20 protein-coding genes and 1 tRNA gene are annotated in these 21,323 nt (G+C 38.7%); 13 read left to right on the forward strand and 8 right to left on the reverse strand.

What is annotated here, in order from left to right; translation table 11 throughout:
- Positions 1–370: 370 nt before the first annotated feature.
- Positions 371–443: transfer RNA gene (locus KK060_RS12845), tRNA-Phe, on the reverse strand.
- A 131-nt stretch (positions 444–574) separates the two neighbouring features.
- On the opposite strand from KK060_RS12845, the gene KK060_RS12850 reads away from it, so the two are divergent.
- The 8 genes from KK060_RS12850 (at position 575) to lptB (ending at position 10,289) form a co-directional block, all read left to right on the forward strand.
- Entirely contained in the window at positions 575–1,882 is a 1,308-nt protein-coding gene (locus KK060_RS12850) for a 4Fe-4S dicluster domain-containing protein (protein WP_254154144.1), read from the forward strand.
- Between the two features lie 20 nt (positions 1,883–1,902).
- Complete coding sequence (locus tag KK060_RS12855) at positions 1,903–2,688, forward strand: (Fe-S)-binding protein (protein ID WP_254154145.1); 786 nt, start codon at positions 1,903–1,905, stop codon at positions 2,686–2,688.
- A 12-nt stretch (positions 2,689–2,700) separates the two neighbouring features.
- Complete coding sequence (locus KK060_RS12860) at positions 2,701–3,204, forward strand: hypothetical protein (RefSeq protein ID WP_254154146.1); 504 nt, start codon at positions 2,701–2,703, stop codon at positions 3,202–3,204.
- A 40-nt stretch (positions 3,205–3,244) separates the two neighbouring features.
- Positions 3,245–5,266: a CHU_0125 family OmpA-like outer membrane integrity protein gene (locus KK060_RS12865; RefSeq protein WP_254154147.1), complete on the forward strand. Its 2,022-nt coding sequence runs from the start codon at positions 3,245–3,247 to the stop codon at positions 5,264–5,266.
- Between the two features lie 145 nt (positions 5,267–5,411).
- Positions 5,412–6,806: a class II fumarate hydratase gene (gene fumC / locus KK060_RS12870; protein WP_254154148.1), complete on the forward strand. Its 1,395-nt coding sequence runs from the start codon at positions 5,412–5,414 to the stop codon at positions 6,804–6,806.
- Between the two features lie 64 nt (positions 6,807–6,870).
- A complete protein-coding gene (locus KK060_RS12875) occupies positions 6,871–7,509 on the forward strand; it encodes a coiled-coil domain-containing protein (RefSeq protein ID WP_254154149.1) in 639 nt (212 codons plus the stop codon).
- A 337-nt stretch (positions 7,510–7,846) separates the two neighbouring features.
- Positions 7,847–9,544, forward strand: coding sequence for a single-stranded-DNA-specific exonuclease RecJ (recJ, locus tag KK060_RS12880; RefSeq protein ID WP_254154150.1), 1,698 nt, complete (start codon positions 7,847–7,849; stop codon positions 9,542–9,544).
- Between the two features lie 4 nt (positions 9,545–9,548).
- A complete protein-coding gene (lptB, locus tag KK060_RS12885; protein ID WP_254154151.1) occupies positions 9,549–10,289 on the forward strand; it encodes an LPS export ABC transporter ATP-binding protein in 741 nt (246 codons plus the stop codon).
- A 14-nt stretch (positions 10,290–10,303) separates the two neighbouring features.
- Here the strand turns inward: lptB and KK060_RS12890 are convergent, their stop codons facing one another.
- The 4 genes from KK060_RS12890 to KK060_RS12905 all read right to left on the reverse strand — a co-directional run bounded on the left by KK060_RS12890 (position 10,304) and on the right by KK060_RS12905 (position 12,639).
- Positions 10,304–10,771 carry a regulatory protein RecX gene (locus KK060_RS12890; protein ID WP_254154152.1) on the reverse strand — a complete coding sequence of 156 codons (468 nt, stop codon included), beginning with the start codon at positions 10,769–10,771 and terminating at the stop codon, positions 10,304–10,306.
- A gap of 33 nt (positions 10,772–10,804) precedes the next feature.
- On the reverse strand, positions 10,805–11,281 hold the full coding sequence (locus KK060_RS12895) for a YcxB family protein (protein ID WP_254154153.1): 477 nt from the start codon (positions 11,279–11,281) through the stop codon (positions 10,805–10,807).
- A gap of 17 nt (positions 11,282–11,298) precedes the next feature.
- On the reverse strand, positions 11,299–12,159 hold the full coding sequence (nadC, locus tag KK060_RS12900) for a carboxylating nicotinate-nucleotide diphosphorylase (protein WP_254154154.1): 861 nt from the start codon (positions 12,157–12,159) through the stop codon (positions 11,299–11,301).
- Positions 12,160–12,237: 78 nt separating this feature from the next.
- Positions 12,238–12,639, reverse strand: a complete 402-nt coding sequence (locus KK060_RS12905) for a DUF4783 domain-containing protein (protein WP_254154155.1) — start codon at positions 12,637–12,639, stop codon at positions 12,238–12,240.
- Positions 12,640–12,836: 197 nt separating this feature from the next.
- On the opposite strand from KK060_RS12905, the gene gpmI reads away from it, so the two are divergent.
- The 5 genes from gpmI (at position 12,837) to KK060_RS12930 (ending at position 18,294) form a co-directional block, all read left to right on the forward strand.
- Entirely contained in the window at positions 12,837–14,363 is a 1,527-nt protein-coding gene (gene gpmI, locus KK060_RS12910) for a 2,3-bisphosphoglycerate-independent phosphoglycerate mutase (protein ID WP_254154156.1), read from the forward strand.
- Positions 14,344–14,952 carry a hypothetical protein gene (locus KK060_RS12915; RefSeq protein ID WP_254154157.1) on the forward strand — a complete coding sequence of 203 codons (609 nt, stop codon included), beginning with the start codon at positions 14,344–14,346 and terminating at the stop codon, positions 14,950–14,952. Before gpmI ends, KK060_RS12915 begins: the two co-directional genes overlap by 20 nt.
- A 15-nt stretch (positions 14,953–14,967) precedes the next feature.
- Positions 14,968–16,752: an ABC transporter ATP-binding protein gene (locus tag KK060_RS12920; RefSeq protein WP_254154158.1), complete on the forward strand. Its 1,785-nt coding sequence runs from the start codon at positions 14,968–14,970 to the stop codon at positions 16,750–16,752.
- Entirely contained in the window at positions 16,749–17,165 is a 417-nt protein-coding gene (locus tag KK060_RS12925; RefSeq protein WP_367397484.1) for a Fur family transcriptional regulator, read from the forward strand. Before KK060_RS12920 ends, KK060_RS12925 begins: the two co-directional genes overlap by 4 nt.
- A gap of 160 nt (positions 17,166–17,325) precedes the next feature.
- The gene (locus tag KK060_RS12930; RefSeq protein ID WP_254154159.1) at positions 17,326–18,294 is read left to right on the forward strand and encodes a TerC family protein; all 969 of its coding nucleotides are present in this window, start codon (positions 17,326–17,328) and stop codon (positions 18,292–18,294) included.
- On the opposite strand, the gene KK060_RS12935 is transcribed toward KK060_RS12930, so the two are convergent.
- The 3 genes from KK060_RS12935 to KK060_RS12945 are packed head-to-tail and all read right to left on the reverse strand — an operon-like array spanning position 18,291 to position 21,268.
- The gene (locus KK060_RS12935) at positions 18,291–19,556 is read right to left on the reverse strand and encodes a hypothetical protein (protein WP_254154160.1); all 1,266 of its coding nucleotides are present in this window, start codon (positions 19,554–19,556) and stop codon (positions 18,291–18,293) included. The two genes, KK060_RS12930 and KK060_RS12935, sit on opposite strands and share 4 nt — an antisense overlap.
- A 57-nt stretch (positions 19,557–19,613) precedes the next feature.
- Positions 19,614–20,129, reverse strand: a complete 516-nt coding sequence (purE, locus tag KK060_RS12940; RefSeq protein ID WP_254154161.1) for a 5-(carboxyamino)imidazole ribonucleotide mutase — start codon at positions 20,127–20,129, stop codon at positions 19,614–19,616.
- Positions 20,126–21,268: a 5-(carboxyamino)imidazole ribonucleotide synthase gene (locus tag KK060_RS12945; RefSeq protein ID WP_302180070.1), complete on the reverse strand. Its 1,143-nt coding sequence runs from the start codon at positions 21,266–21,268 to the stop codon at positions 20,126–20,128. Before KK060_RS12945 ends, purE begins: the two co-directional genes overlap by 4 nt.
- Positions 21,269–21,323: the final 55 nt, after the last annotated feature.

Here is a 21,323-nt window from a genome sequence, read left to right on the forward strand (position 1 = left end):
GTTAAGCGTAGAGGAAACCTCGGAAAAGGTTTCCTACACTTCGTTGCATTTCAGGCCAGATTCCCGTCTTCTCCCTATCATTGCGCCTCCTTAATTATTTCGCGAAACCGCTAGTTTGATCAAAAATGCTTGGTAGGAGTAAAGGTTCCCCGGGTTCTGCACTGAAAGATAATGGTTGGACTAACTTGATTCTTAATATAAAAGTCTCGATTAAGGGACAATATGTCGAAGGTGAGGAAAAGATAAACCTGATAAAAAATTCAAACAAACGATTTAAATTTGAAAAATGATATTAGTGGCTTTATCAAGAACGGAATAAAGCGAGAAATAGAAGTAAATAAAAAAGGGAACTGCAAAGTCCCCTTTTGGGTGGTGATGGAGGGAATCGAACCCCCGACACAAGGATTTTCAGTCCTTTGCTCTACCAACTGAGCTACATCACCATTATTTCGAATGCGGTTATATCTCTCACCGGGGCCACAAAAGTATAGAAATTTATATTCGGTGCAAAATTGGTAGCTGAATTATTAATTATTGATTTTTTTAAATTAGGTTACAATCCAGAATTAATAAAATGATAGGACAGATTGCATTTATTATCGTACTAGCTGTTTTCAGCTACCTTATATTCAAAAGAGTATCTAGAATTCGCAAAAACATCTTTTTAGGGAAAAAAATAGAGATCAACGATCATAAAAACGAAAGGTTCAAAAACCTTTTACTGGTAGCATTTGGACAGAAGAAAATGTTTAAGAGACCTGTACCGGCTTTTCTACATTTATTCATCTACTTGGGTTTTATTGTCATTAACCTTGAGGTGTTAGAATTTGTAATTGACGGTATTGCCGGCACCCATCGTATCTCTGCTCCTTATCTCGGAGGTTTTTATACTTTCTTAATGAACATTTTTGAGTTTCTTGCAGTGGCTGTTCTTGTTTCATGTATCCTTTTATTGGCGAGACGTAATGTTTTAAAATTAAAACGCTTCTGGACTTACGAAATGAGCGGCTGGCCCAGGTTAGACGCAAACATTATCCTGCTTACTGAAATTGTTCTGATGGTTGCTATCCTCACTATGAATGCTACCGACCAGGTACTTCAAACCAGAGATACCCATTATGCTGCTACCGGAAGAATATTCTTCAGCTCGATGGTAAGCCCACTTTTTGAATCTCTGCCTACAGGTACTCTAATCTTCATTGAACGATTCGCCTGGTGGTTTCACATTGTAGGCATCCTCGGTTTTGCGCTATATGTCACATACTCAAAGCACCTTCATATTTTCATAGGGTTTCCAAATACGTACTATGCCAAGGTTGATCCCAAAGGGCATATGAACAACATGCCTGTTGTTACCAACGAAGTAAAAATTATGTTGGGATTACAGGATGCAAACAATAGTGCCCCCGCTGAACCAGGCCGATTTGGTGCGAAGGATATTAATGATCTGTCTTGGAATAATTTGATGGCAGCGTATGCCTGTACCGAGTGTGGTAGGTGCACGTCAGAGTGCCCTGCTAATATTACCGGCAAAAAGCTTTCTCCAAGAAAAATAATGATGGACACACGTGACAGAATGGAAGAAGTTGGAAGATCACTTGAGAAAGGTGGCCCTGGTTTGAATGATGGCAAAACACTCTTTCATGATTACATCACGAAAGAAGAGATCAATGCCTGCACGAGCTGCAATGCCTGTGTTGAAGCTTGCCCGGTTTTAATTAATCCCCTCGAAATAATAAATGAATTAAAACGATATCAGTCCATGGAGGAGTCTTCAGCTCCTGCCTCATGGAATGCGATGTATCAGAATGTTGAAACCAGTTTTGCACCATGGAAATTTCCTCCATCAGATCGCTTCAACTGGGCAAATGATTTAAAGTAATAAACTTAAGTTTTAGAAAGATGAATGTTCCTACAATGGCAGAAATGGCTGCTGCTGGCAAAACACCGGAGGTTCTATTTTGGGTGGGTTGTGCCGGATCTTTTGACGATCGTTATAAAAGGGTAACAAAAGCATTTGTTAAAATATTAAATGCTGTCGGCATTGATTTCGCAGTACTCGGTACCGAAGAGACATGTACCGGAGATCCAGCCCGAAGAGCTGGAAACGAGTTTTTGTTTCAGATGCAGGCCATAAACAATATCCAGGTGTTGAATGCCTATGGCATTAAAAAAATTGTTACCGCATGCCCACACTGTTTCAACACAATTAAAAACGAATATCCTGAACTTGGTGGTAGCTATGAAGTAATCCATCATTCAGTTTTTCTTCAGCAACTAATACAAGATGGGAGAATAAAACTTGTGGGAGGGGGTACATTCAAGGGAAGAAAAATCACTTACCACGACTCCTGTTATCTTGGCCGGGCCAACAACATTTACGAAGCTCCAAGATCAGTGCTTGAAGCTTTGGATGCTGACCTTGTTGAAATGAAAAGATGTCGGACTACAGGACTTTGTTGTGGCGCTGGGGGAGGGCAGATGTTTAAAGAGCCTGAACCCGGAAGAAAAGACATTAATGTTGAAAGAACGGAAGAAGCACTGTCTACAGGGGCATCAACAATTGCTGTGGCCTGCCCGTTTTGTATGACAATGATGAGTGATGGAGTTAAAAATAAGGAGCGGGAGGCCGATGTTAAAGTAAAAGACCTGGCAGAACTTATTGCTGAAGCTAAAGGTTTGAATTGAAAATAACAGGTTATGTTTATTCCTTTCGATTCAATTTCCCCCAGTTCAAAAATCTGGATATTCCAGTCGGCAATGCCGTTTACCACTGTTCAAAAGAATAACGTTTCAAATTATCTTTTAGAATTTACACAACAATGGAACGCTCACGGGCATGAACTGAAATCGTCTTTTAAGATTGCTTTTGATCATTTTATTATCCTCGCTGTTGATGAGTCTTATATCGCAACAAGCGGCTGTTCGGTAGATGAGTCAGTAAGAGCTATTAAAACGGTTGAAGCAACAAATGGACTTGACCTCTTTGACAGAAACAAGATTGCCTTTTTGGAAGGTGAGCAAGTTTTTTTTGTAAAAGTATCCGAATTAAAAGAAAAATTTAAATCGAATACCTTGAAAGAGTCAACATTAGCGTTTAATAACTTGATTAGTACAAAACAGGATCTAGATACTTTGTGGCTGGTACCTGCCGGTAACACCTGGCTTAAAAGATATATACCGAAAGAAACGGTTAACACATAATCCTTTTAGAATTTGTTAGTTTTATACCATATTTAAAGATATGCGGCTCTTCTCTCCCTTCATTATTATTCTTATTCTCCTCGCTGCCTGCAGTGCTGATAAAAAAGCAACCAAAGCGTTTAGATATGGTAAGTACCAATCAGCGATCGATTTATATAAAAAGCAACTATCAGATAAAGCGAAAGCTCCTCGGGCGAACTACTTCATTGCAGAATCGTACAGGCTTTCCAACAGAATTAAAGAGGCTGAAGCCTACTATGAAAAAGCAGGTGGCAGAGGGATTAATAAGGATTCTATTAAATTTTATTACGTTCAGGCGTTAAAGGCGAATGGTAAGTACAATGAAGCCCGCGCGCAATTGGAAGACCTTTCTAAGAATGCTGAAGAAGAAAAAGTAAGAGATCGTGCGAAGGCTGAACTTGATGGATTAAGCTACCTCGAAAATCTTAAAACAAAAGCAAGTTATTATAAAGTTAAAAACCTTGAGCTTATTAACACACCATCAAGTGAGTATTCTCCTGCATTTTTGAACAACGAATTATTTTTTACATCATCCAGAGGTAATGGAAAGATCTATCAGGGAAACGGTACACCTTTTACGGATATTTACAAGGTTGCATCAAGAGGTGCCAACGTTGATTTAGCCACGTTAGCACCTATGCCAGAGGGTATTAATTCGGAGAACATCAATGATGGTTGTATTACCTTCTCACCAGATGGGAAAACAATGGTGTTTGCAAAAGGTAATAGCGGAAAGAAAAAAGGCGGTGAAGATGTCGATCTCTATATTTCGCGATTTAGAAATGGTGCATGGCAAGCGCCTGTGCCGTTAAATATAAATGATCCGGAGGCTTGGGATTCGTCTCCTTCCTTTAGCCCCGATGGCCGTACCCTTTATTTTGCTTCCAATAGAAAGGGGCGTGGCAGAGACAAAACCGGTTATGGCGGAACAGACATTTACTCAGCGCAGATGGACTCCAGGGGAAGGTTTTCACGTGTAAAGAACCTTGGTCCTGAAATAAATACTCCGGGTAATGAGCTGTTTCCCTACGTAGCTGAAGACATGAAATTATACTTTGCTTCAGATGGCCATCCTGGTTTTGGTGGGCTTGATCTGTTTGTAGTAATGCGTCAGAAGGGAAGAACAGTGATAGAAAACCTGGGCGAGCCAATGAACTCAAGTGGCGATGATTTTGGTATTTTCCTCTTTAAAGCAGATCGCGGATTTTTTACTTCCAACAGAGAAGGAGGAAAAGGCGATGACGATATTTACACTTTCGTGAATGAAGATCCGGATCTGAAAGTTGTTAATTACTACTTGCAGGGTATCACTTATACAAAAGACAGCGTTGATAACAATCAGATATTACCCAACACAAAAGTGTCTCTTGTTGATGCCAATGGCGATGTACTTCAGGATTTTGTTACCGGAAATGATGGTAAGTTTTTATTCAGGATTTATGACAACGAGGATTATAATCTGATCGGACAAACCGATGGATACCTGGTAAAACGTCAGACTTATTCTATGCGCGGTAAAGGAGTAGATCCAACTACGTTGAAAGAACTGGTTACCAACATCACGTACGATACCATTATGATTCTTGACAGAATCGAGCTAAATAAAATCTTCGTACTCGAAAACATTTATTATAACTACGACAAGGCAGACATTAGACCTGATGCCGCTAAAGAACTTGACAAACTTGTTCAACTTTTGGTCGACAACCCTGAAATAAAAATTGAATTGAGTTCACATACTGATAGTGTAGATACTGAAGCTTACAACCTAGACCTTTCACAGCGCAGAGCACAATCTGCAGTGAATTACCTGGTTAAAAAGGGCATTGAGTCCCAAAGGCTGGTGGCAAAGGGCTACGGAGAATCGAAACCAATTGCACGAAATACAAACCCGGATGGAACTGACAATCCAGTTGGGCGACAGAAGAACAGAAGAACAGAATTTAAAATTCTTGCTATTGGCGTGGTTCCTAAGAAGGTAGAAGAGAGCGAGGATGAGGAATTTGACGAAGACAAATATTTCCGCGGCAGCGGTAATTAAACAGTATTAAAGCCTCCTAAAACGGAGGTTTTTTTTATTTATGTAGCGCTGCTTTACATTTTATAAACTGTCTGAAATTAATGGGGTTAAAAGTTTATTGTAAAGAATACTACCCTATTTTTGCCGCTAAGAATTAAATACTATTATGAGCTATCGTATAGAGAAAGATACTATGGGCGAAGTCCAGGTGCCCTCAGATAAGTATTGGGGAGCACAAACTGAACGTTCACGTAATAATTTTAAAATCGGCCCTGAGGCGAGTATGCCCAAAGAGATCGTTTATGCTTTTGCATATTTGAAAAAAGCTGCGGCTCTTGCAAACCAGGAGCTTGGAGTTCTGTCAGCCGATAAAAAAGATCTTATTGCTAAGGTATGTGATGAAATTCTTGCAGGTAAGCTCGATGGTGAGTTCCCTCTGGTTATCTGGCAAACAGGTTCAGGTACGCAAAGTAACATGAATGTGAATGAAGTTATAGCTTACCGTGCACACGTACTCAATGGAGGAAAGCTTACAGATGAAAAGAAAGTGCTCCATCCTAACGATGATGTAAATAAATCACAATCATCAAACGATACTTTTCCTACAGCAATGCACGTTGCCGCCTATAAACAAGTGAGCGAAGTAACCATTCCTGGTATGTTAAAACTTCGTGAAACGCTGGCTAAAAAGGCAATAGCGTATAAGAATATCGTAAAGACCGGTCGCACGCATTTTATGGATGCTACGCCGCTTACATTAGGACAGGAAATCTCGGGATACGTTCAGCAGATTGACAACAGCATCAAAGCCATTAAGAACGCCCTTGACGCAGTTAAAGAATTGGCATTAGGTGGTACCGCTGTTGGAACAGGATTAAATACTCCTAAAGGGTATGATGTATTGGTAGCAAAAAAGATTGCTGAGTTAACAGGATATCCTTTCATAACTGCGCCAAACAAGTTTGAAGCATTGGCAGCGCATGATGCAATGGTTGAGTTGTCAGGAGCCTTAAAGCGATCTGCCGTTGCATTAATGAAGATAGCTAATGATGTGCGTATGCTTAGCTCCGGACCTCGTTGTGGAATTGGCGAGATAATTATTCCCGATAACGAACCAGGCTCTTCTATAATGCCAGGAAAGGTAAACCCTACTCAGCCAGAAGCATTGACTATGGTTTGTGCGCAGGTAATAGGAAATGACGTTGCTGTTTCTGTTGGTGGTTCAATGGGGCATTTTGAGCTAAACGTGTTTAAGCCGGTAATTGCGGCTAACGTTTTACAGTCAGCCCGGTTATTAGGCGATGCATGTGTTTCGTTTAATGACAAATGCGCTGAAGGTATTGAGCCTAACGAAGACATGATTAAGCAACATCTTGAAAACTCGTTGATGCTCGTTACCGCATTAAACCCCCATATTGGTTACGAAAACGCCGCCAAGATTGCCAAAACAGCGCATAAGGAAAATAAAACCTTAAGGGAGGCTGCTGTCGGATTGGGGCTTTTAACTTCTGAGCAGTTCGATCAGTGGGTTAAGCCTGAAAAGATGGTTGGAAGCTTGTAAAATGGCCGCTTTTTAATGTTCCAAAAATTCTTTGTACTTTTATAGTTGATATAACCATTAAGCCATGAATTACAGACTAATTACTATTTTTTGTCTGGCTTTAATTTTTTCAGCTTCTCAAAGTTTTAGTCAACTGTCAAAGCAAGAAAAGAAAGAGTGGAAGAAGAAAGCCAAGGAATATTCCAAGAATCCTGCAAACCTTAAGCAATTACTTGATGAAAAGGATGCAGCTCAGTCAGAAGTAGCATCTTTGAATGCAAAAGTTTCTGATCTCCAATCAAAAGTGAGTGATAAAGATGTGAAAATAGTTGAACTTGAAGATCAACTTTCACAAGCGAGGGCTCAGTTAACCGCTGCAAAAGCTGAGTTGTCACAAGCAAAAGAAACACCTGTTATTAATCCTATGGATTTTTCTAAAGGTGTAGTTTTTAAAGTGCAGATTGGTGCTTTTAAGAATAAGGATCTTGCCAAATATTTCGAAAATAATCCGAACTTTGGCGGCGAGGTAAAAGAAAACGAACCTCAGAAAATCACAATAGGTATTTTCAGAGACTATTGGGAGGCTGATAAGTTTAAGAAGTACATGCGCGAAATGGGAGTGAAGGATGCATGGATTGTACCTTACAGAGATGGAACTCGTGTTGAGATTAAGGATGTACTCGAAGGTGTTGTTAATGCCAAACCTGCAGAGGGCACTTATTAATCTTAATTAATGATTTTATAAAAAAGCAGTATCCCTCTGATACTGCTTTTTTCATTATTTAAATTCTAAAGAAAATACTTAGTCCTGATTTAACATGATCATTGTTAACGCAAATAAAAGCTAAGATTAAATCGCATTTTATTAAATGGGCCCTATTGTTGTATTAAGACGATTGGTTTTGATGTCTTTAAAAATAGGAGTACTACCTTGAATAAAGACCATAGGATAAATCTTTTTGTTTATATTGTTCCATCATAATGAGATAGCGACCGAATCATGAGGAAGGAGAGCAGGACAATGATAAAAGGAATGTTTATTTGAATAATAAAAGATAGTGATGGAGAAGCGTTGGTTCTATAAGGAGATTCCACCCCAGGAAGATATCATGTCGCTTTGTAAAGCAATTAATACAAGTGTTTTTACATCAACTATTCTTTGTCAAAGAGGTATTACCGATTATGATTCTGCAAAGAGGTTTTTCAGGCCATCTTTAAAAGATCTCCATGATCCTTTTCTTATGAAGGACATGCATCAGGCAGTACAACGATTAAAGAAAGCAATAGACAGTAACGAGCGCATTTTGATATATGGCGATTATGATGTTGATGGAACCACAGCGGTGGCCCTTGTATATAGCTATTTAAAGAAATTTTATCCCAACTGTGCTGCATACATTCCGGATAGATACGCGGAAGGATACGGCGTCTCATTAGCAGGTATAGAATGGGCAGAACAAAATGGTTACTCCCTTATCATTGCTTTAGATTGTGGTATAAAGGCTTCTGAAATTGTATCGCTGGCGCATAGAAAAGGTATTGACTTCATTATTTGTGATCATCACTTGCCAGATGATTCCATCCCGCATGCAATTGCTGTACTGGATCCCAAACAGGATGATTGTTCCTATCCGTGCCCTGATTTAAGTGGGTGTGGTCTAGGGTTTAAATTAATACAAGCCTTTGCAAGAACGCATCGCAATGAAGAAGAGGTATTTGAATACCTCGATCTTGTTGCTGTAAGCATTGCTTCTGATATTGTTCCTATTACTGATGAGAATCGTATTCTTTGCCACTATGGTTTAAAGAAGTTGAATGAGAATCCGCTCCCCGGTTTAAAAGCATTAAAGGATATCGCGTGTATTAAAAATGATCTTGATGTATCAGGAATAGTTTTTACGCTTGGGCCTAGAATTAATGCTGCAGGCAGGGTAGCACATGGTAGTGCTGCTGTAGATTTGCTTATTGCTAAAACTGAAGAAGAGGCGAATGCATTAGCAGAGAAGATCAACCTCAAGAATGACTTAAGAAAAGAATTTGATTCTTCTATTACAGAGGAGGCAATTGCGATGATTGAATCTAATGCTGCGCATCGCTCTTTAAAAACAACAGTGCTGTTTAAGAACTCTTGGCATAAGGGTGTGATTGGCATAGTTGCTGCACGTTGTGTTGAAAAATATTACCGACCAACAGTAATACTAACGGAATCAAATAATAAAATTACAGGATCCGCCAGAAGCATTAATGGCTTTGATTTATATAACGCTATTCTTGAATGCAGCGACTTACTTGAAAAATTTGGGGGTCATAAATATGCAGCAGGGCTTACGTTAGATATCAGCAATCTTGAAGCTTTTCAACAACGATTTGAAAAAGTTGTTTCATCTACACTGACAGATGAGATGTTAATACCGGTAATAGATATTGATCTTTCCATTCCGTTGGATGCCATTACTAGCGGCTTTTTAAATGTTTTAAAACAAATAGCTCCTTTTGGCCCTGGAAACCAAAAACCTGTTTTTGAAGCACAGAATTTATATGTGTTTAATTCACTGACAAGTTTTAAAGACAGGCATATTAAATTTCTGGTAGGCCAGGAAGGAAACGACAATGTTTTTCAGGCTGTAGGCTTTGACTTATCAGAGCATTATAATCGGCTTGCAAGGCGCGATAATTTTAAAATGGCATTTACAATAGAAGAAAATACGTATAACGGAATAACATCCGTACAATTAAGAATTAAGGACATCAAGTTTTGATAAGATGGTATTACGTGCTGAAAATCTTATTAAGAAATACAAGACAAGAACAGTTGTAAACAACGTTTCTGTACAAGTTTCTCAAGGTGAAATAGTAGGTTTATTAGGGCCAAACGGTGCAGGTAAGACTACTTCTTTTTATATGATCGTTGGTTTAATTAAACCAAACGAAGGAAAGATATTCCTTGAAAATGAGGAGATAACTCCTATGCCTATGTTTCAACGTGCAAAAAGAGGTATTGGTTATCTTGCTCAGGAAGCCTCTGTTTTCAGGAAGCTAACCGTAGAAGAAAATATAATGGCTGTACTCGAGATGCGCGATTTTACAAAGCAAGAACGGAAAGAAAAGGTGGATATGCTCATTGAGGAGTTTAGCTTGCAGAAAGTGCGTAAAAACTTAGGTATGTCATTGTCAGGAGGGGAGCGAAGACGTACTGAAATAGCGAGGGCGCTTGCTGTAGATCCTAAATTTGTTTTGCTTGATGAGCCTTTTGCAGGTGTTGACCCGATAGCAGTTGAAGAGATCCAACATATTGTAGCAAAACTCAAAAACAAGAACATCGGTATTCTTATTACTGACCATAATGTTGATGAAACGCTTTCAATTACTGATCGTGCTTATCTGATGGTAGATGGGAAATTATTCAAATCAGGCACTGCAGAAGAACTTGCCGGTGACCCTCAGGTTAGGAAGGTATATTTAGGTCAGAATTTCGAACTAAGAAGAGCGAAGATTAACCTGTAATTAGAAACGCGATCTTAGTGGGGAAAAAGCTCTTTGATTAAACTCCAAACAAGATCTGGCTCGTAACCTTTTTGTATTACATATTTAGAAAGTTTATCGCGTCTAACAAAAAGATTAGGTTCATCAAGAGAATTTGATTTGTCTTTAACTAATTTCTCTAAAGTTTGTGTGTAGTCTCTCTCGTCTATTTCCTTCAAGGCAGACTTTATACAGTTTTTAGAGATATGTTTTTGCTCCAGCTCATGAACAATTTTTAACCTGCCCCACTTTTTCATTCTAAACTTTCCGCCTGCAAATGCTTTGGCAAAACGTTCTTCGTTTAGAAATCCTTCCGTAATCAGGTACGTTATCAGTTCTTCAACGTCAGTTTTAAATAGCCCGAAACTGTAAAGTTTATCTCTAACTTCGCTATGGCATCTTTCCTGATAAACACAATAGCGAAGTATTTTTTCACGTGCTTGTAAGGGAGTGAGTTTCTTCATGCTAGCTGCAAATGAGAGACTCAATAATATGTATTATTTCACCAGGCCTTTATTCTTAAGAATACTGGCCACAAATTTACGCTCGTTATCGGTATTGAAAATTTTAAAGGGCAGGTGAATAAGCTGCGCTTTGTTGACAAAAAGGGCAAAGTGATCTTTTCCTATAGATGCTCTTTTAATCTGATCCCATTTTAACGGCATACCTTCACGAGGATTTATTTTCATTAAAATTTGCTGACTGCTAATCTCGTAAGAGAACTTCTCAAATAACATTTTTCCCTGGTCGAGTTGGGTTACACCATAAAACTGAATATACCAGAACAAAAGATAGAGTCCTAAACCAACTACTGCGCCTATAAACCACCAGATACTAGGCACCCATATGTACATCAAACATAAGACAAAAGCTACTAAGGCAGGAATCCATCCCTGTTGTCTTAGTATACTTTTAAATGCCAGATTAATATAAGTTTTCTTATCTAGTTTGTAATTTTTTGTCTTTACAATCATACTACGTTATGCTTCTTCTACTTTATTGCTTTTAAACTTAAATCAAGACTTTTGATGGAGTGAGTTAATGCACCAACAGAGATAAAGTCTACCCCACACTCAGCTATTGGTCTTATAGTCTCTTCAGTAATACCTCCACTGGCTTCTGTTTTAAATCTTCCATTGATGAGTTTTACCGCTTCTTTCATGGTTTTTACATCCATATTATCAAGCATAATTACATCAATCTCACCAACTTCGAGTACCTGCTTTACTTCTTCTAAATTTCTGGTTTCAACTTCAATCTTAAGTGCCTTATTTCTGGCGCGAAGATAGTCTTTTGTTCGAATGATTGCTGGTTGGACACCTCCTGCAAGGTCAATATGATTATCTTTAAGCATTATCATATCGTAAAGCCCTACTCTGTGGTTCTGACCTCCGCCTATTGCCACCGCCCATTTTTCCAACAATCGGAAATTTGGTGTTGTTTTACGGGTATCAAGCAGTTGTGCGCCTGTCCCCTTTATTAGATTTAAAAGATGCCTTGTATAAGTAGCAATGCCACTCATCCGTTGCATTGAATTCAAGACAAACCGCTCTGTAGTTAAAAGAGAGCGGGAAGACCCACTTACAGTAAGTGCGATATCACCTTTTTTGACTTCGTCACCGTCTTTGAAAAATGTTTCTACTTTTAAGGAAGGATCAAATTGATTGAAAATACGAATAGCGAGCTCTATACCTGCAATAATGCCATTCTCCTTTATCAGTAATTTAGCTTTACCTACAGCATTTTCAGGAATAGCAGCCAGGCTGGAGTGATCTCCGTCGCCTACGTCTTCTTTCAGCGCAGTCGAGATAAACTGATCTAAAAATTGATCTGTAATGTATGCTGGTCTCACAGCTACAAAAATAGACCAGTATTATAAAGATTAAAGAACAAACTTGTTTTAAATCTTGGATAATGAAATAAAAAAAGCCTACTCTTTAGAGAAGCTTATTTCCTGAAGAAGTTGCTGGTTACTGGTGGCTTTTATTTTCATAAATACCCGGTAAACATCAGCCCCGCTTTTGTATTGACCAATAGCAAAAGGTTGACCTCCTTTAGAAGATCCCTGGTGGATGATATCAAATTCAGAAGGCGGATGTTGTTTAAAGAAATCTCTGAACACAAATTCAGCCTGTGTTTTGCTATAGCTTTGAATATTACCCTCGATCGTTACATCAACATTTTGATAGAGGTATTTAGATAGCTCTTTAGCACTACCTGCTTTGATAGTTTCTTTTACTTGACCAATAACGTCGGTTTGCCCAAAAACCCTGAAAATCTGTAAAGAAAGCAGGGTGGAAATAAGCAACGCGTTTAATCTAATACCCTTCATGACAATGATCCATTAAGGCGAAAATTATGCCACTTGTGAAAGATACCAAATTTAAAGTATGAAACGACATTATATCTCATTTGTAGCGGCTGTATGTAAGATTGTTAGTCTATTTGTTTTGAAACGTAGCTATATTTGCGGGCTTTTAATTCAAATACAATAATAAACGGAAGCAACCTTAAAAACTATAGCATCAGATGAATAAGAAAGTTCTGCTCATGATCCTTGATGGTTGGGGTCTGGCCACTAATAAAAAAGTATCAGCAATTGATCAGGCAAAAACCCCTTTTGTAAGCTCATTATATGGTAAGTATGCTAACAGTAAGTTGGAAGCTTCCGGGCTCGCTGTAGGATTGCCAGAAGGACAAATGGGTAATTCGGAAGTAGGTCATATGAACATTGGTGCGGGACGAGTGGTGTATCAGGATCTTGTTCGTATTAATAAAGCAATAAAGGAAAGAGAATTAGACAATAATCCTGTATTAAAAGAGGCATTTGCCTATGCTAAAGCGAATGGCAAAAACATCCATTTTATAGGTTTGGTTTCTGATGGTGGTGTGCATTCGCACATTGAGCATCTGAAAGGCCTCGTGTCAATTGCTAAACAAAACGATATACAAAACCTTTTTATCCATGCCTTTACGGATGGAAGGGACACAGATCCTAAAGGTGGATTCCAATATTTACAGGACTTGCAGAACCACTTAAGTAAGACAACTGGGAAAATAGCCACCATCATAGGAAGATATTATGCAATGGATCGTGATAAACGATGGGAGAGGGTGAAGCTCGCTTATGATTTATTAGTGAACGGCGAAGGTTTAAAAACTACAATGCCATTAGAGGCGGTTAAGAAATCTTACGAGGAGAATATTACAGACGAATTTATAAAGCCAATTGTAGTAACAGACGTTAATCACAAACCAGTTGCTACTATTAAAGAAGGTGACGTAGTGCTCTGCTTCAATTTCAGAACTGACCGTGGAAGGCAGATAACACAAGCGTTAACACAACTTGATTTCCCTGAACAGGGAATGAAAAAACTAAAGTTGCATTACATTTCTTTAACCAACTATGACGACTCGTTTCAGGATGTTAAAGTAATCTTTGATAAGGATAACCTGGAGAATACAATAGGAGAGGTTATTGCAGCTGCAGGCAGAAAACAAATACGTATTGCTGAAACAGAAAAATATCCTCATGTAACGTTTTTCTTTTCAGGAGGTAGAGAACAAGCTTTTGCTGGCGAATCTCGTATTCTTTGTCCTTCTCCAAAAGTTGCTACTTATGATCTTAAGCCCGAAATGAGTGCCAATGATATCAAGGACAAGATTATTCCAGAACTTGAAAATAAAACGGCTGATTTTATCTGCTTAAATTTTGCCAATCCAGATATGGTGGGCCATACAGGTGTTTTCGAAGCTGCAGTTAAAGCCTGTGAAACGGTTGATATGTGCGCACAAAAGGTGACAGAAGCTGCCCTTAAAAGTGATTATAGTGTCATTATTATTGCAGACCACGGCAACGCGGATATGATGATCAACGAAGATGGTACTCCAAATACTGCGCATACCACAAACCTTGTTCCTTGTATTCTTGTTGATAATAACTATAAAGGGAAACTGAAGAATGGAAAACTCGGAGATCTTGCTCCTACTATCTTAACATTAATGGGTTTACCACTGCCCCCACAAATGACAGGTGATGTATTATTACAAAACTGACAGGAAAATCATACCAGCACTAATTGTGCTTACCCTCGTAGTTCTTTCATGTAATAAGAAATCTGAAGTTGCGCCACTTTATAATATTGATAGTCTGATAACATCACAGGTTGGCTATTTAAGTAAGAAGCAGGCACAGTTACTGAAGGAGGCAAGGATAGGATCTCAACAGGATGATAGTGTTTATAAACCTAAGGATACTTTGGCCTGGGCCAATGAATTTGAAATCTTCAGGGAGTTAAGTGCGATTAATAAACCGACTAATCGCGATAGTTACATAATAGACGATAACCTTTTTGATCCTGCCAGTAATTTAACGGTTAAGGCATTCTCGCTTAAAGAAGGTTTAGAGCTGCCCGTGAAATATGTGCGTATCTTCTATTTGAGCTCCCTTCAAAAACCTAAAAAGATCGAAGCATTGTATAACGAAAAGAATCTGTTGTCAGCAAGTTCGCGCTTACTTACAATGGAATTTAAGGAGATCAGAAGTATAAACGTTCTTACATCATATAGTATCCAGGGAGGTCAAAAAATGATTTTAGGGGATTCTGTGTCGTTCTTAATCATGGGTAAAATCATTAGCGACTAATTTTTATTTGTATATATGGCTAAGCGTAATAGCGAACCAATTTCTAAAGAGGATAAGCGGGCATTGAATAAAACAAATTTGAAAACACTAATGGGTGTTTTCAAGTTCATGCTTCCTTATAAAGGGCTGTTCATTATAGGTCTGATCTCACTAGCTCTTTCCAGTGTAACTTTACTTGCATTCCCTCGACTCGCCGGAGAATTGCTTGATGTTGCTTCGGGGAAAGCAAAGTACTTTTCATCTATTAATGAGGTTGCACTGATCCTTATTTTCATCTTATTTATTCAAAGTGTTTTCTCTTTCATTCGTGTTTACACTTTTTCAATAGTAAGTGAAAGAGGAATGGCAAATGTCAGGGAGACTGTCTATAAAAAGATCATCTGGCTGCCCATGACCTTTTTCGATAGCAGAAGAGTGGGAGAGTTGATGAGTAGGATAACAGCAGATGTCGGAACCCTTCAGGATACTTTCAGTTTCACATTGGCTGAATTGCTAAGGCAGTTGATCACACTCATATTCGGCACGGCAATACTTCTTTACCTTGCACCTACACTTACCGGTTTCATGCTTCTTACATTTCCAATTCTTGTAGTTGCAGCTTTGATTTTCGGCAAATTCATTAGGAAATTATCAAAGAAAACTCAGGATAAACTAGCAGAAGCTAATGTAATTGTTGAAGAATCGCTTCAATCTATTTCAATAGTTAAGGCCTTTACAAATGAAGCATTTGAAATTAATAGGTATAGCAGTGCCTTGAAAGAGGTTGTTAATGTTGCTTTGCATGGGTCGCGCTATCGAGGCTTCTTCATATCCTTCATAATTTTTGCATTATTTGGAGGTATTGTTGCCGTGGGATGGTATGGAGCCAGTCTTGTACAATCTGAATCTATTACGGTAGGAGAGCTATTTTCTTTTATTTTTTATACATCCTTTATTGGTTTTTCAATAGCAGGGTTAGGAGATATTTTCACCCAGCTCCAACGTTCTATAGGCGCTTCTGAGAGAGTTTTAGAAATAATTAAACAAACCGATGAAGCACAACCGAAGCAAGATAAGATTAAGGTGTTAGGTGAAATTTCTTTTGAGAATGTGTCTTTCGCTTACCCTTCCCGAGCTGAGTATCCTGTGCTTAAAGAGCTGAATTTTAAAATCAAGGCAGGAGAAAAAATTGCTCTTGTGGGTCAGAGCGGGTCAGGAAAATCGACAATCATAAACCTGTTGATGCGTTTTTATCCGGTGACCGAAGGGGTTGTTTCAGTTGATACAATCAATATTTACGACTACAATCTTACTTCTTATCGTGAAAACTTAGGTATCGTCCCTCAGGAAGTGATTTTGTTTGGTGGAACTATTAAAGAGAACATTCAGTACGGGAAGCCAGGAGCCACTGAAGATGAAATTCGCGAAGCGGCTAGAAAGGCAAATGCATTAGAATTCATTGAAGGCTTTCCGGAGAAGTTCAGTACCATTGTGGGAGATAGAGGTGTAAAACTTTCTGGTGGACAAAGGCAAAGAATAGCAATTGCACGGGCAATACTGAAAGATCCTTCTATCCTTATTCTTGATGAAGCTACAAGTTCGTTGGATGCACATTCTGAAGTGCTGGTTCAGGAAGCACTAGAAAAGCTCATGGAGGGAAGAACCACAATTGTTATTGCACACAGACTAAGCACAATTAAAAAAGTAGATCGTATCTTTGTAATTAAAGAAGGTCGCTTAGCCGAAATGGGTTCACATGCTGAACTTACCAAGCTAAGTAATGGTATTTACAGTAACTTGCTTAAGTTACAACTACAATGATGAATGCAGTTTCAGAAAAGCTTCTTCGTGATTTCCGGTTGCGCTCAACGCCTACCCGCCAGGAAATTCTTGACCTTTTTCTGAACTCTAATTACGCTTTATCGTATGGGGACATTGAAAAGGAGATCAGCGAATCCGATAGAGTAACTGTTTATAGAACACTAAAAACCTTTCTGGATAAAGGATTAATACATAAAGTTCTGGATGATGAAGGGAGTTTAAAGTATGCCCTTTGTAATGATGCCTGTGATACCTCCGGCCATCATCACGACCACGTTCATTTTAAATGTATGAAATGTGGTCAAACTAATTGTATTAATGTTGATATTCCCGAAGTAAAATTGCCGAAGGGGTATGTAGCACAGGAAAAGAATCTATTAATTCAGGGTATTTGTGATTCTTGTGCGAGGTAACCAGCATCTTGGTAAAAAATGTTTTTACATTAAAACAGAGGGTAAGTTTTTGAGATAAAATAATATTTGTAGTTTTGAAAGTTAGGGTATTAGGAAAATATTAATATTGAACAATTTCCGAAACTTTAATCTGTAATTTTTGACCCCATTGCAATCAGGTTTGAACATACTTCTATTTTCCATTTTCAGGAACCATAGCGAAAGAGAGACTATTCTTTTCGGAATCTTTGCTATTATCATTATCCTGTTTCTTGTGCTTGATCTAGGGCTATTCCATAAACAAGCAAGGAAGATATCAACCAAATCAGCGCTCTACCAGTCTATTTTCTGGGTTTTTATTTCAACATGTTTTGGCATTTTTATCTATGCTTATGACGACAGTGGTGCTGAAGGTGCCGTCGAGTATTTTTCGGCATATCTAACAGAGTATGCCCTGTCTGTTGATAATATTTTCGTAATCCTTTTAATTCTGAAGTACTTTCAGGTTAAGGAGGAGTATTATCATAAAATACTCTTCTGGGGTATTTTCGGAGCTATAGTTTTTAGAGCAATCTTTATCTTCGTCGGAGCTTTACTTATCGCCAAATTTCACTGGATACTGTACATCTTTGGTGTATTCCTGATTTATTCTGGTATCCGTATCTACCTGGAAGATGGTGACGAGAAGATAGAACCCGAAAAGAATCCGATATTAAAGTTCTGCCGCAAATATCTTCCTGTTACGAAAGGCGAACATGGCGGAAGATTCCTGGTAAGAGAGCAGGGAAAATTAATGTTTACTCCGCTTTTCCTGGTTATCATCTTGATTGAAACTACTGATCTGATTTTTGCAGTAGACTCAATTCCTGCAGCTTTTGCGATTACTCAAAACGAGTTTCTTATCTATACCTCCAACATTTTTGCGGTAATGGGCTTAAGGGCGATGTTCTTTTTACTCGCTGGCATTATTGACAAGTTTTACCTGCTTCAAAAAGGACTTTCAATTATCCTTTTCTTTATCGGTGCGAAAATGTTGCTGGATATATGGCACATAGAGGTGAATGTGTACCTCTCCTTTACGGTAATTATTGCAACACTGATCCTTTCGATAGTCTTTTCGGTAATTATTCCCCGCAGAGCTGACGATTAGTCAGCATCGGGAATAATGTTCTTTGGTAATATTTTAAGCAGAATAGGAAGTGTAAGAAACTTCTGAGGCAAAGAAATAATAACAAAGGTGGGTATAGTCTTGAGAATAGCAATCAAATCAGTTCTTGCTTTCTCCTTTTCCTCTACTGTTAGCGAATCTGACTTTGCTTTGCTGAGGAGTTCCATAACATTGTCACTCCCTTGAATTTCCTTAAAAAGTGTTTTCTTATTCTTCTCAGCAATTCTGGCTACCCGGTTTATAAACTGTTCGCTAACTTCATCGTAATCCTGCTTATCCTGTAGGTGCCCGAGCTGTTTCCAATGCTCAAGCACAAATCCTTCTATAGCAAGTAAACTGTTCTCAAGATCATCATCCGTAAAGCCGAGTTGTTTTGCGAATGCTTCTATAAACTCCATCTCACCTTCTTCAACCTTCTTGTCGGCCCAGATAGTAAGAATAGCCATCTCCAAAAAATATTTCCTTAAAATCCAGGAGTTTTCAGAAGGAAGATTAATTTCTTCAATTCTAACACCGGTCTCAAATATTCGTAATGCCTCTTTTCTTTTCTCTGCAGGGAGGTTAGTACTGTGAATAAAAAACTCAACTAATTTTTTCTCTTCGTAAACTACTTCCTTATTGGCATGCGCAGCAGCAGCTATTACTTTAACTACAGAAAATCGCAGCTCATCACGTTCATAGCGGAAAAAGTCCGCCACTATTCTGTCTGCGTTGGTATGAATCCACTGCCCAAAGATGAATATATCAAGAAAGAGTAGACTATTGTGAAAGAAATGACTCCAGAAGTTCCCTTCAAACTCTGCTGTGTGTTCAATCCGCTTGTCTAGTATCTTCTCTGCGATTTCAAGGGGCGTGCGCTTTTTTCCGAAAATAGTTTTTGATGGTGTAGCAATTTCCGGAAATATATTATTGTAAAAGTTACCAATATTCTTAAGTGTGTTAAAGATAACTTTTGACAGTTCATCAGGGGTGGTGACTGGCTTGTCATTGAAAAGGAGAGAGCTGCTTATTAAGCTCTCAGCCAACAAAATTTTCATCTTGTCCTTCTCATTCCAGTTCTCTAATTGTAAATTCTCAATATTACCTACGGTTTGGCCATACATTAAACCTGTGGGCTGTATGATACGGTAGAGAGATTGTTCAGGATGACCTTGCTTATGATTGGAATCAGTGCCAATGTCCTTCAATAGCTCCTGGCGAAACTCCAGATATTCTTTTAGCCAACCTTTTTCATTAGGATTCATTGAAGAAAAAATGGTAGGAGTATAAGATACGCGATTTTGTCTCAGCAACGAAATCCATTACTTCAAAGCGGACCTCCATCCTTTTGAAAGGATGTTTTCTGCGTCGGTTTCTACTTTTTCGCCAAGTGATTTCTTATATGCGTCCAACCTTTCAGCTATTTTTTCATCGCTACTGCCTAATATTTGTGCAGCAAGTATACCTGCATTTTTTGCACCGTTTAAAGCTACAGTCGCTACAGGCACCCCGCCTGGCATTTGTAGTATAGAGAGTACAGAATCCCAGCCATCAATAGAGTTTGATGATTTAACAGGAACGCCAATAACAGGAAGAGACGTTAGCGATGCCACCATACCGGGAAGATGGGCAGCACCGCCCGCACCAGCTATTATAACTTTTATTCCCGCTTGGCGCGCACCCTGTGCATAGTTAACCATGCGAAGCGGGGTTCTGTGAGCAGAAACAATGGTTAGCTCATAAGCAATGCCAAATTCATTTAATATTTCTGCTGCCTCTTTCATCACCGAGAGATCAGACTGGCTGCCCATTATAATACCTACAACCGGCTTGTTCATGCTGCTATAACCTTTAAAGTTTCTTTAACAAAAATTGCCTTCTTCTTTAGGTTTTCGACATCCTCATCTACAATGGTAACATGTCCCATTTTCCTAAACGGCTTAGTTAGCTTTTTGCCATAAAGATGAACATGTACACCTCTCTCACGGATTACTTCTTCAAAACCTTTATATACTGCTGGACCCGAATATTCTGGCTCACCAAGTAGGTTTACCATGGCGCTAGGTATCACCAAAGATGTATCACCCAAGGGCCAGTTGAGTATGGCGCGCAGGTGTTGTTCATACTGAGAGGTAATATTTGCTTCAATAGTTTGATGCCCACTGTTATGTGGCCGCGGCGCAACCTCATTAACAAGCACCTTACTATCTTTTGTTACAAACATTTCAACAGCAAGAAGACCTACCATATCTAATTTTCTAATAATGTCTTCTGCTATATTATTTGCTTGCTTAATAACGTCAGATGATAGTTGCGCCGGAGCAAACAAATATTCTACAAGATTATGCGTAGGATGAAAAACCATTTCTACAACAGGAAATGTTTTTATTTCACCTTTTTCATTTCGTGCTACGATAACAGAGATTTCTTTTTCAAAATCTATCAACTTCTCAAGAAGACCGGGCGCATCAAATGCTTTTGAAAGTTCTTGCTCTGTTCTTATAATTTGAACACCGCGCCCATCGTATCCTTCTTTTCCAAGTTTGTTTACAGCAGGAAGAAAAGTTTTATGTTTAAGCACATCTTGCGCATTTTCAGTAAGCACAAAATCCGCCGTGGGGATGTTGTGTTCTTTATAGAAAGTTTTCTGAACTCTTTTATCCTGTATTAGCTCTATAACCTCTGGCTGAGGAAACACCTTTTTTCCTTGTTTAACAAGTTGTTTAAGGGCTTGTGTGTTTACGTTCTCAATCTCTATTGTAATAATGTCGCAGTGACTGCCAAATTGCATCACAGTATCAAAATCAGTAAGCTTTCCTGATTTAAACTGAGCAAGGGTTGAGCACGGTGCCGATGGGTCTGGATCAAGCACAGTAAAATCAATGTTAAAATCAATACCTGATTGAATTAACATACGTCCTAGCTGACCGCCTCCTAAAATACCTAATTTAAAATGTTGATTGAATGACTGACTCAAGATCTAAATGTTTTGACTGCAATTTAGACAGCCTTAATGAATACTAATAGTATTA

The organism is Chryseosolibacter indicum (genome assembly GCF_018598585.1).
Taxonomy (GTDB): domain Bacteria; phylum Bacteroidota; class Bacteroidia; order Cytophagales; family Cyclobacteriaceae; genus Chryseosolibacter; species Chryseosolibacter indicus.

What these genes read in the sequence shown, in the direction of transcription:
- KK060_RS12860 (WP_254154146.1), top strand. Translation starts at nt 2,701, where the DNA reads ATGTTTATTCCTTTCGATTCAATTTCCCCCAGTTCAAAAATCTGGATA.
- recJ (WP_254154150.1), top strand. Translation starts at nt 7,847, where the DNA reads ATGGAGAAGCGTTGGTTCTATAAGGAGATTCCACCCCAGGAAGATATC.
- KK060_RS12895 (WP_254154153.1), bottom strand. Translation starts at nt 11,281, where the DNA reads ATGATTGTAAAGACAAAAAATTACAAACTAGATAAGAAAACTTATATT.
- purE (WP_254154161.1), bottom strand. Translation starts at nt 20,129, where the DNA reads ATGAACAAGCCGGTTGTAGGTATTATAATGGGCAGCCAGTCTGATCTC.
- KK060_RS12875 (WP_254154149.1), top strand. Translation starts at nt 6,871, where the DNA reads ATGAATTACAGACTAATTACTATTTTTTGTCTGGCTTTAATTTTTTCA.
- fumC (WP_254154148.1), top strand. Translation starts at nt 5,412, where the DNA reads ATGAGCTATCGTATAGAGAAAGATACTATGGGCGAAGTCCAGGTGCCC.
- KK060_RS12920 (WP_254154158.1), top strand. Translation starts at nt 14,968, where the DNA reads ATGGCTAAGCGTAATAGCGAACCAATTTCTAAAGAGGATAAGCGGGCA.
- KK060_RS12915 (WP_254154157.1), top strand. Translation starts at nt 14,344, where the DNA reads ATGTATTATTACAAAACTGACAGGAAAATCATACCAGCACTAATTGTG.
- KK060_RS12855 (WP_254154145.1), top strand. Translation starts at nt 1,903, where the DNA reads ATGAATGTTCCTACAATGGCAGAAATGGCTGCTGCTGGCAAAACACCG.
- KK060_RS12865 (WP_254154147.1), top strand. Translation starts at nt 3,245, where the DNA reads ATGCGGCTCTTCTCTCCCTTCATTATTATTCTTATTCTCCTCGCTGCC.
- gpmI (WP_254154156.1), top strand. Translation starts at nt 12,837, where the DNA reads ATGAATAAGAAAGTTCTGCTCATGATCCTTGATGGTTGGGGTCTGGCC.
- KK060_RS12890 (WP_254154152.1), bottom strand. Translation starts at nt 10,771, where the DNA reads ATGAAGAAACTCACTCCCTTACAAGCACGTGAAAAAATACTTCGCTAT.
- KK060_RS12905 (WP_254154155.1), bottom strand. Translation starts at nt 12,639, where the DNA reads ATGAAGGGTATTAGATTAAACGCGTTGCTTATTTCCACCCTGCTTTCT.
- KK060_RS12925 (WP_367397484.1), top strand. Translation starts at nt 16,749, where the DNA reads ATGATGAATGCAGTTTCAGAAAAGCTTCTTCGTGATTTCCGGTTGCGC.
- lptB (WP_254154151.1), top strand. Translation starts at nt 9,549, where the DNA reads ATGGTATTACGTGCTGAAAATCTTATTAAGAAATACAAGACAAGAACA.
- KK060_RS12935 (WP_254154160.1), bottom strand. Translation starts at nt 19,556, where the DNA reads ATGAATCCTAATGAAAAAGGTTGGCTAAAAGAATATCTGGAGTTTCGC.
- KK060_RS12850 (WP_254154144.1), top strand. Translation starts at nt 575, where the DNA reads ATGATAGGACAGATTGCATTTATTATCGTACTAGCTGTTTTCAGCTAC.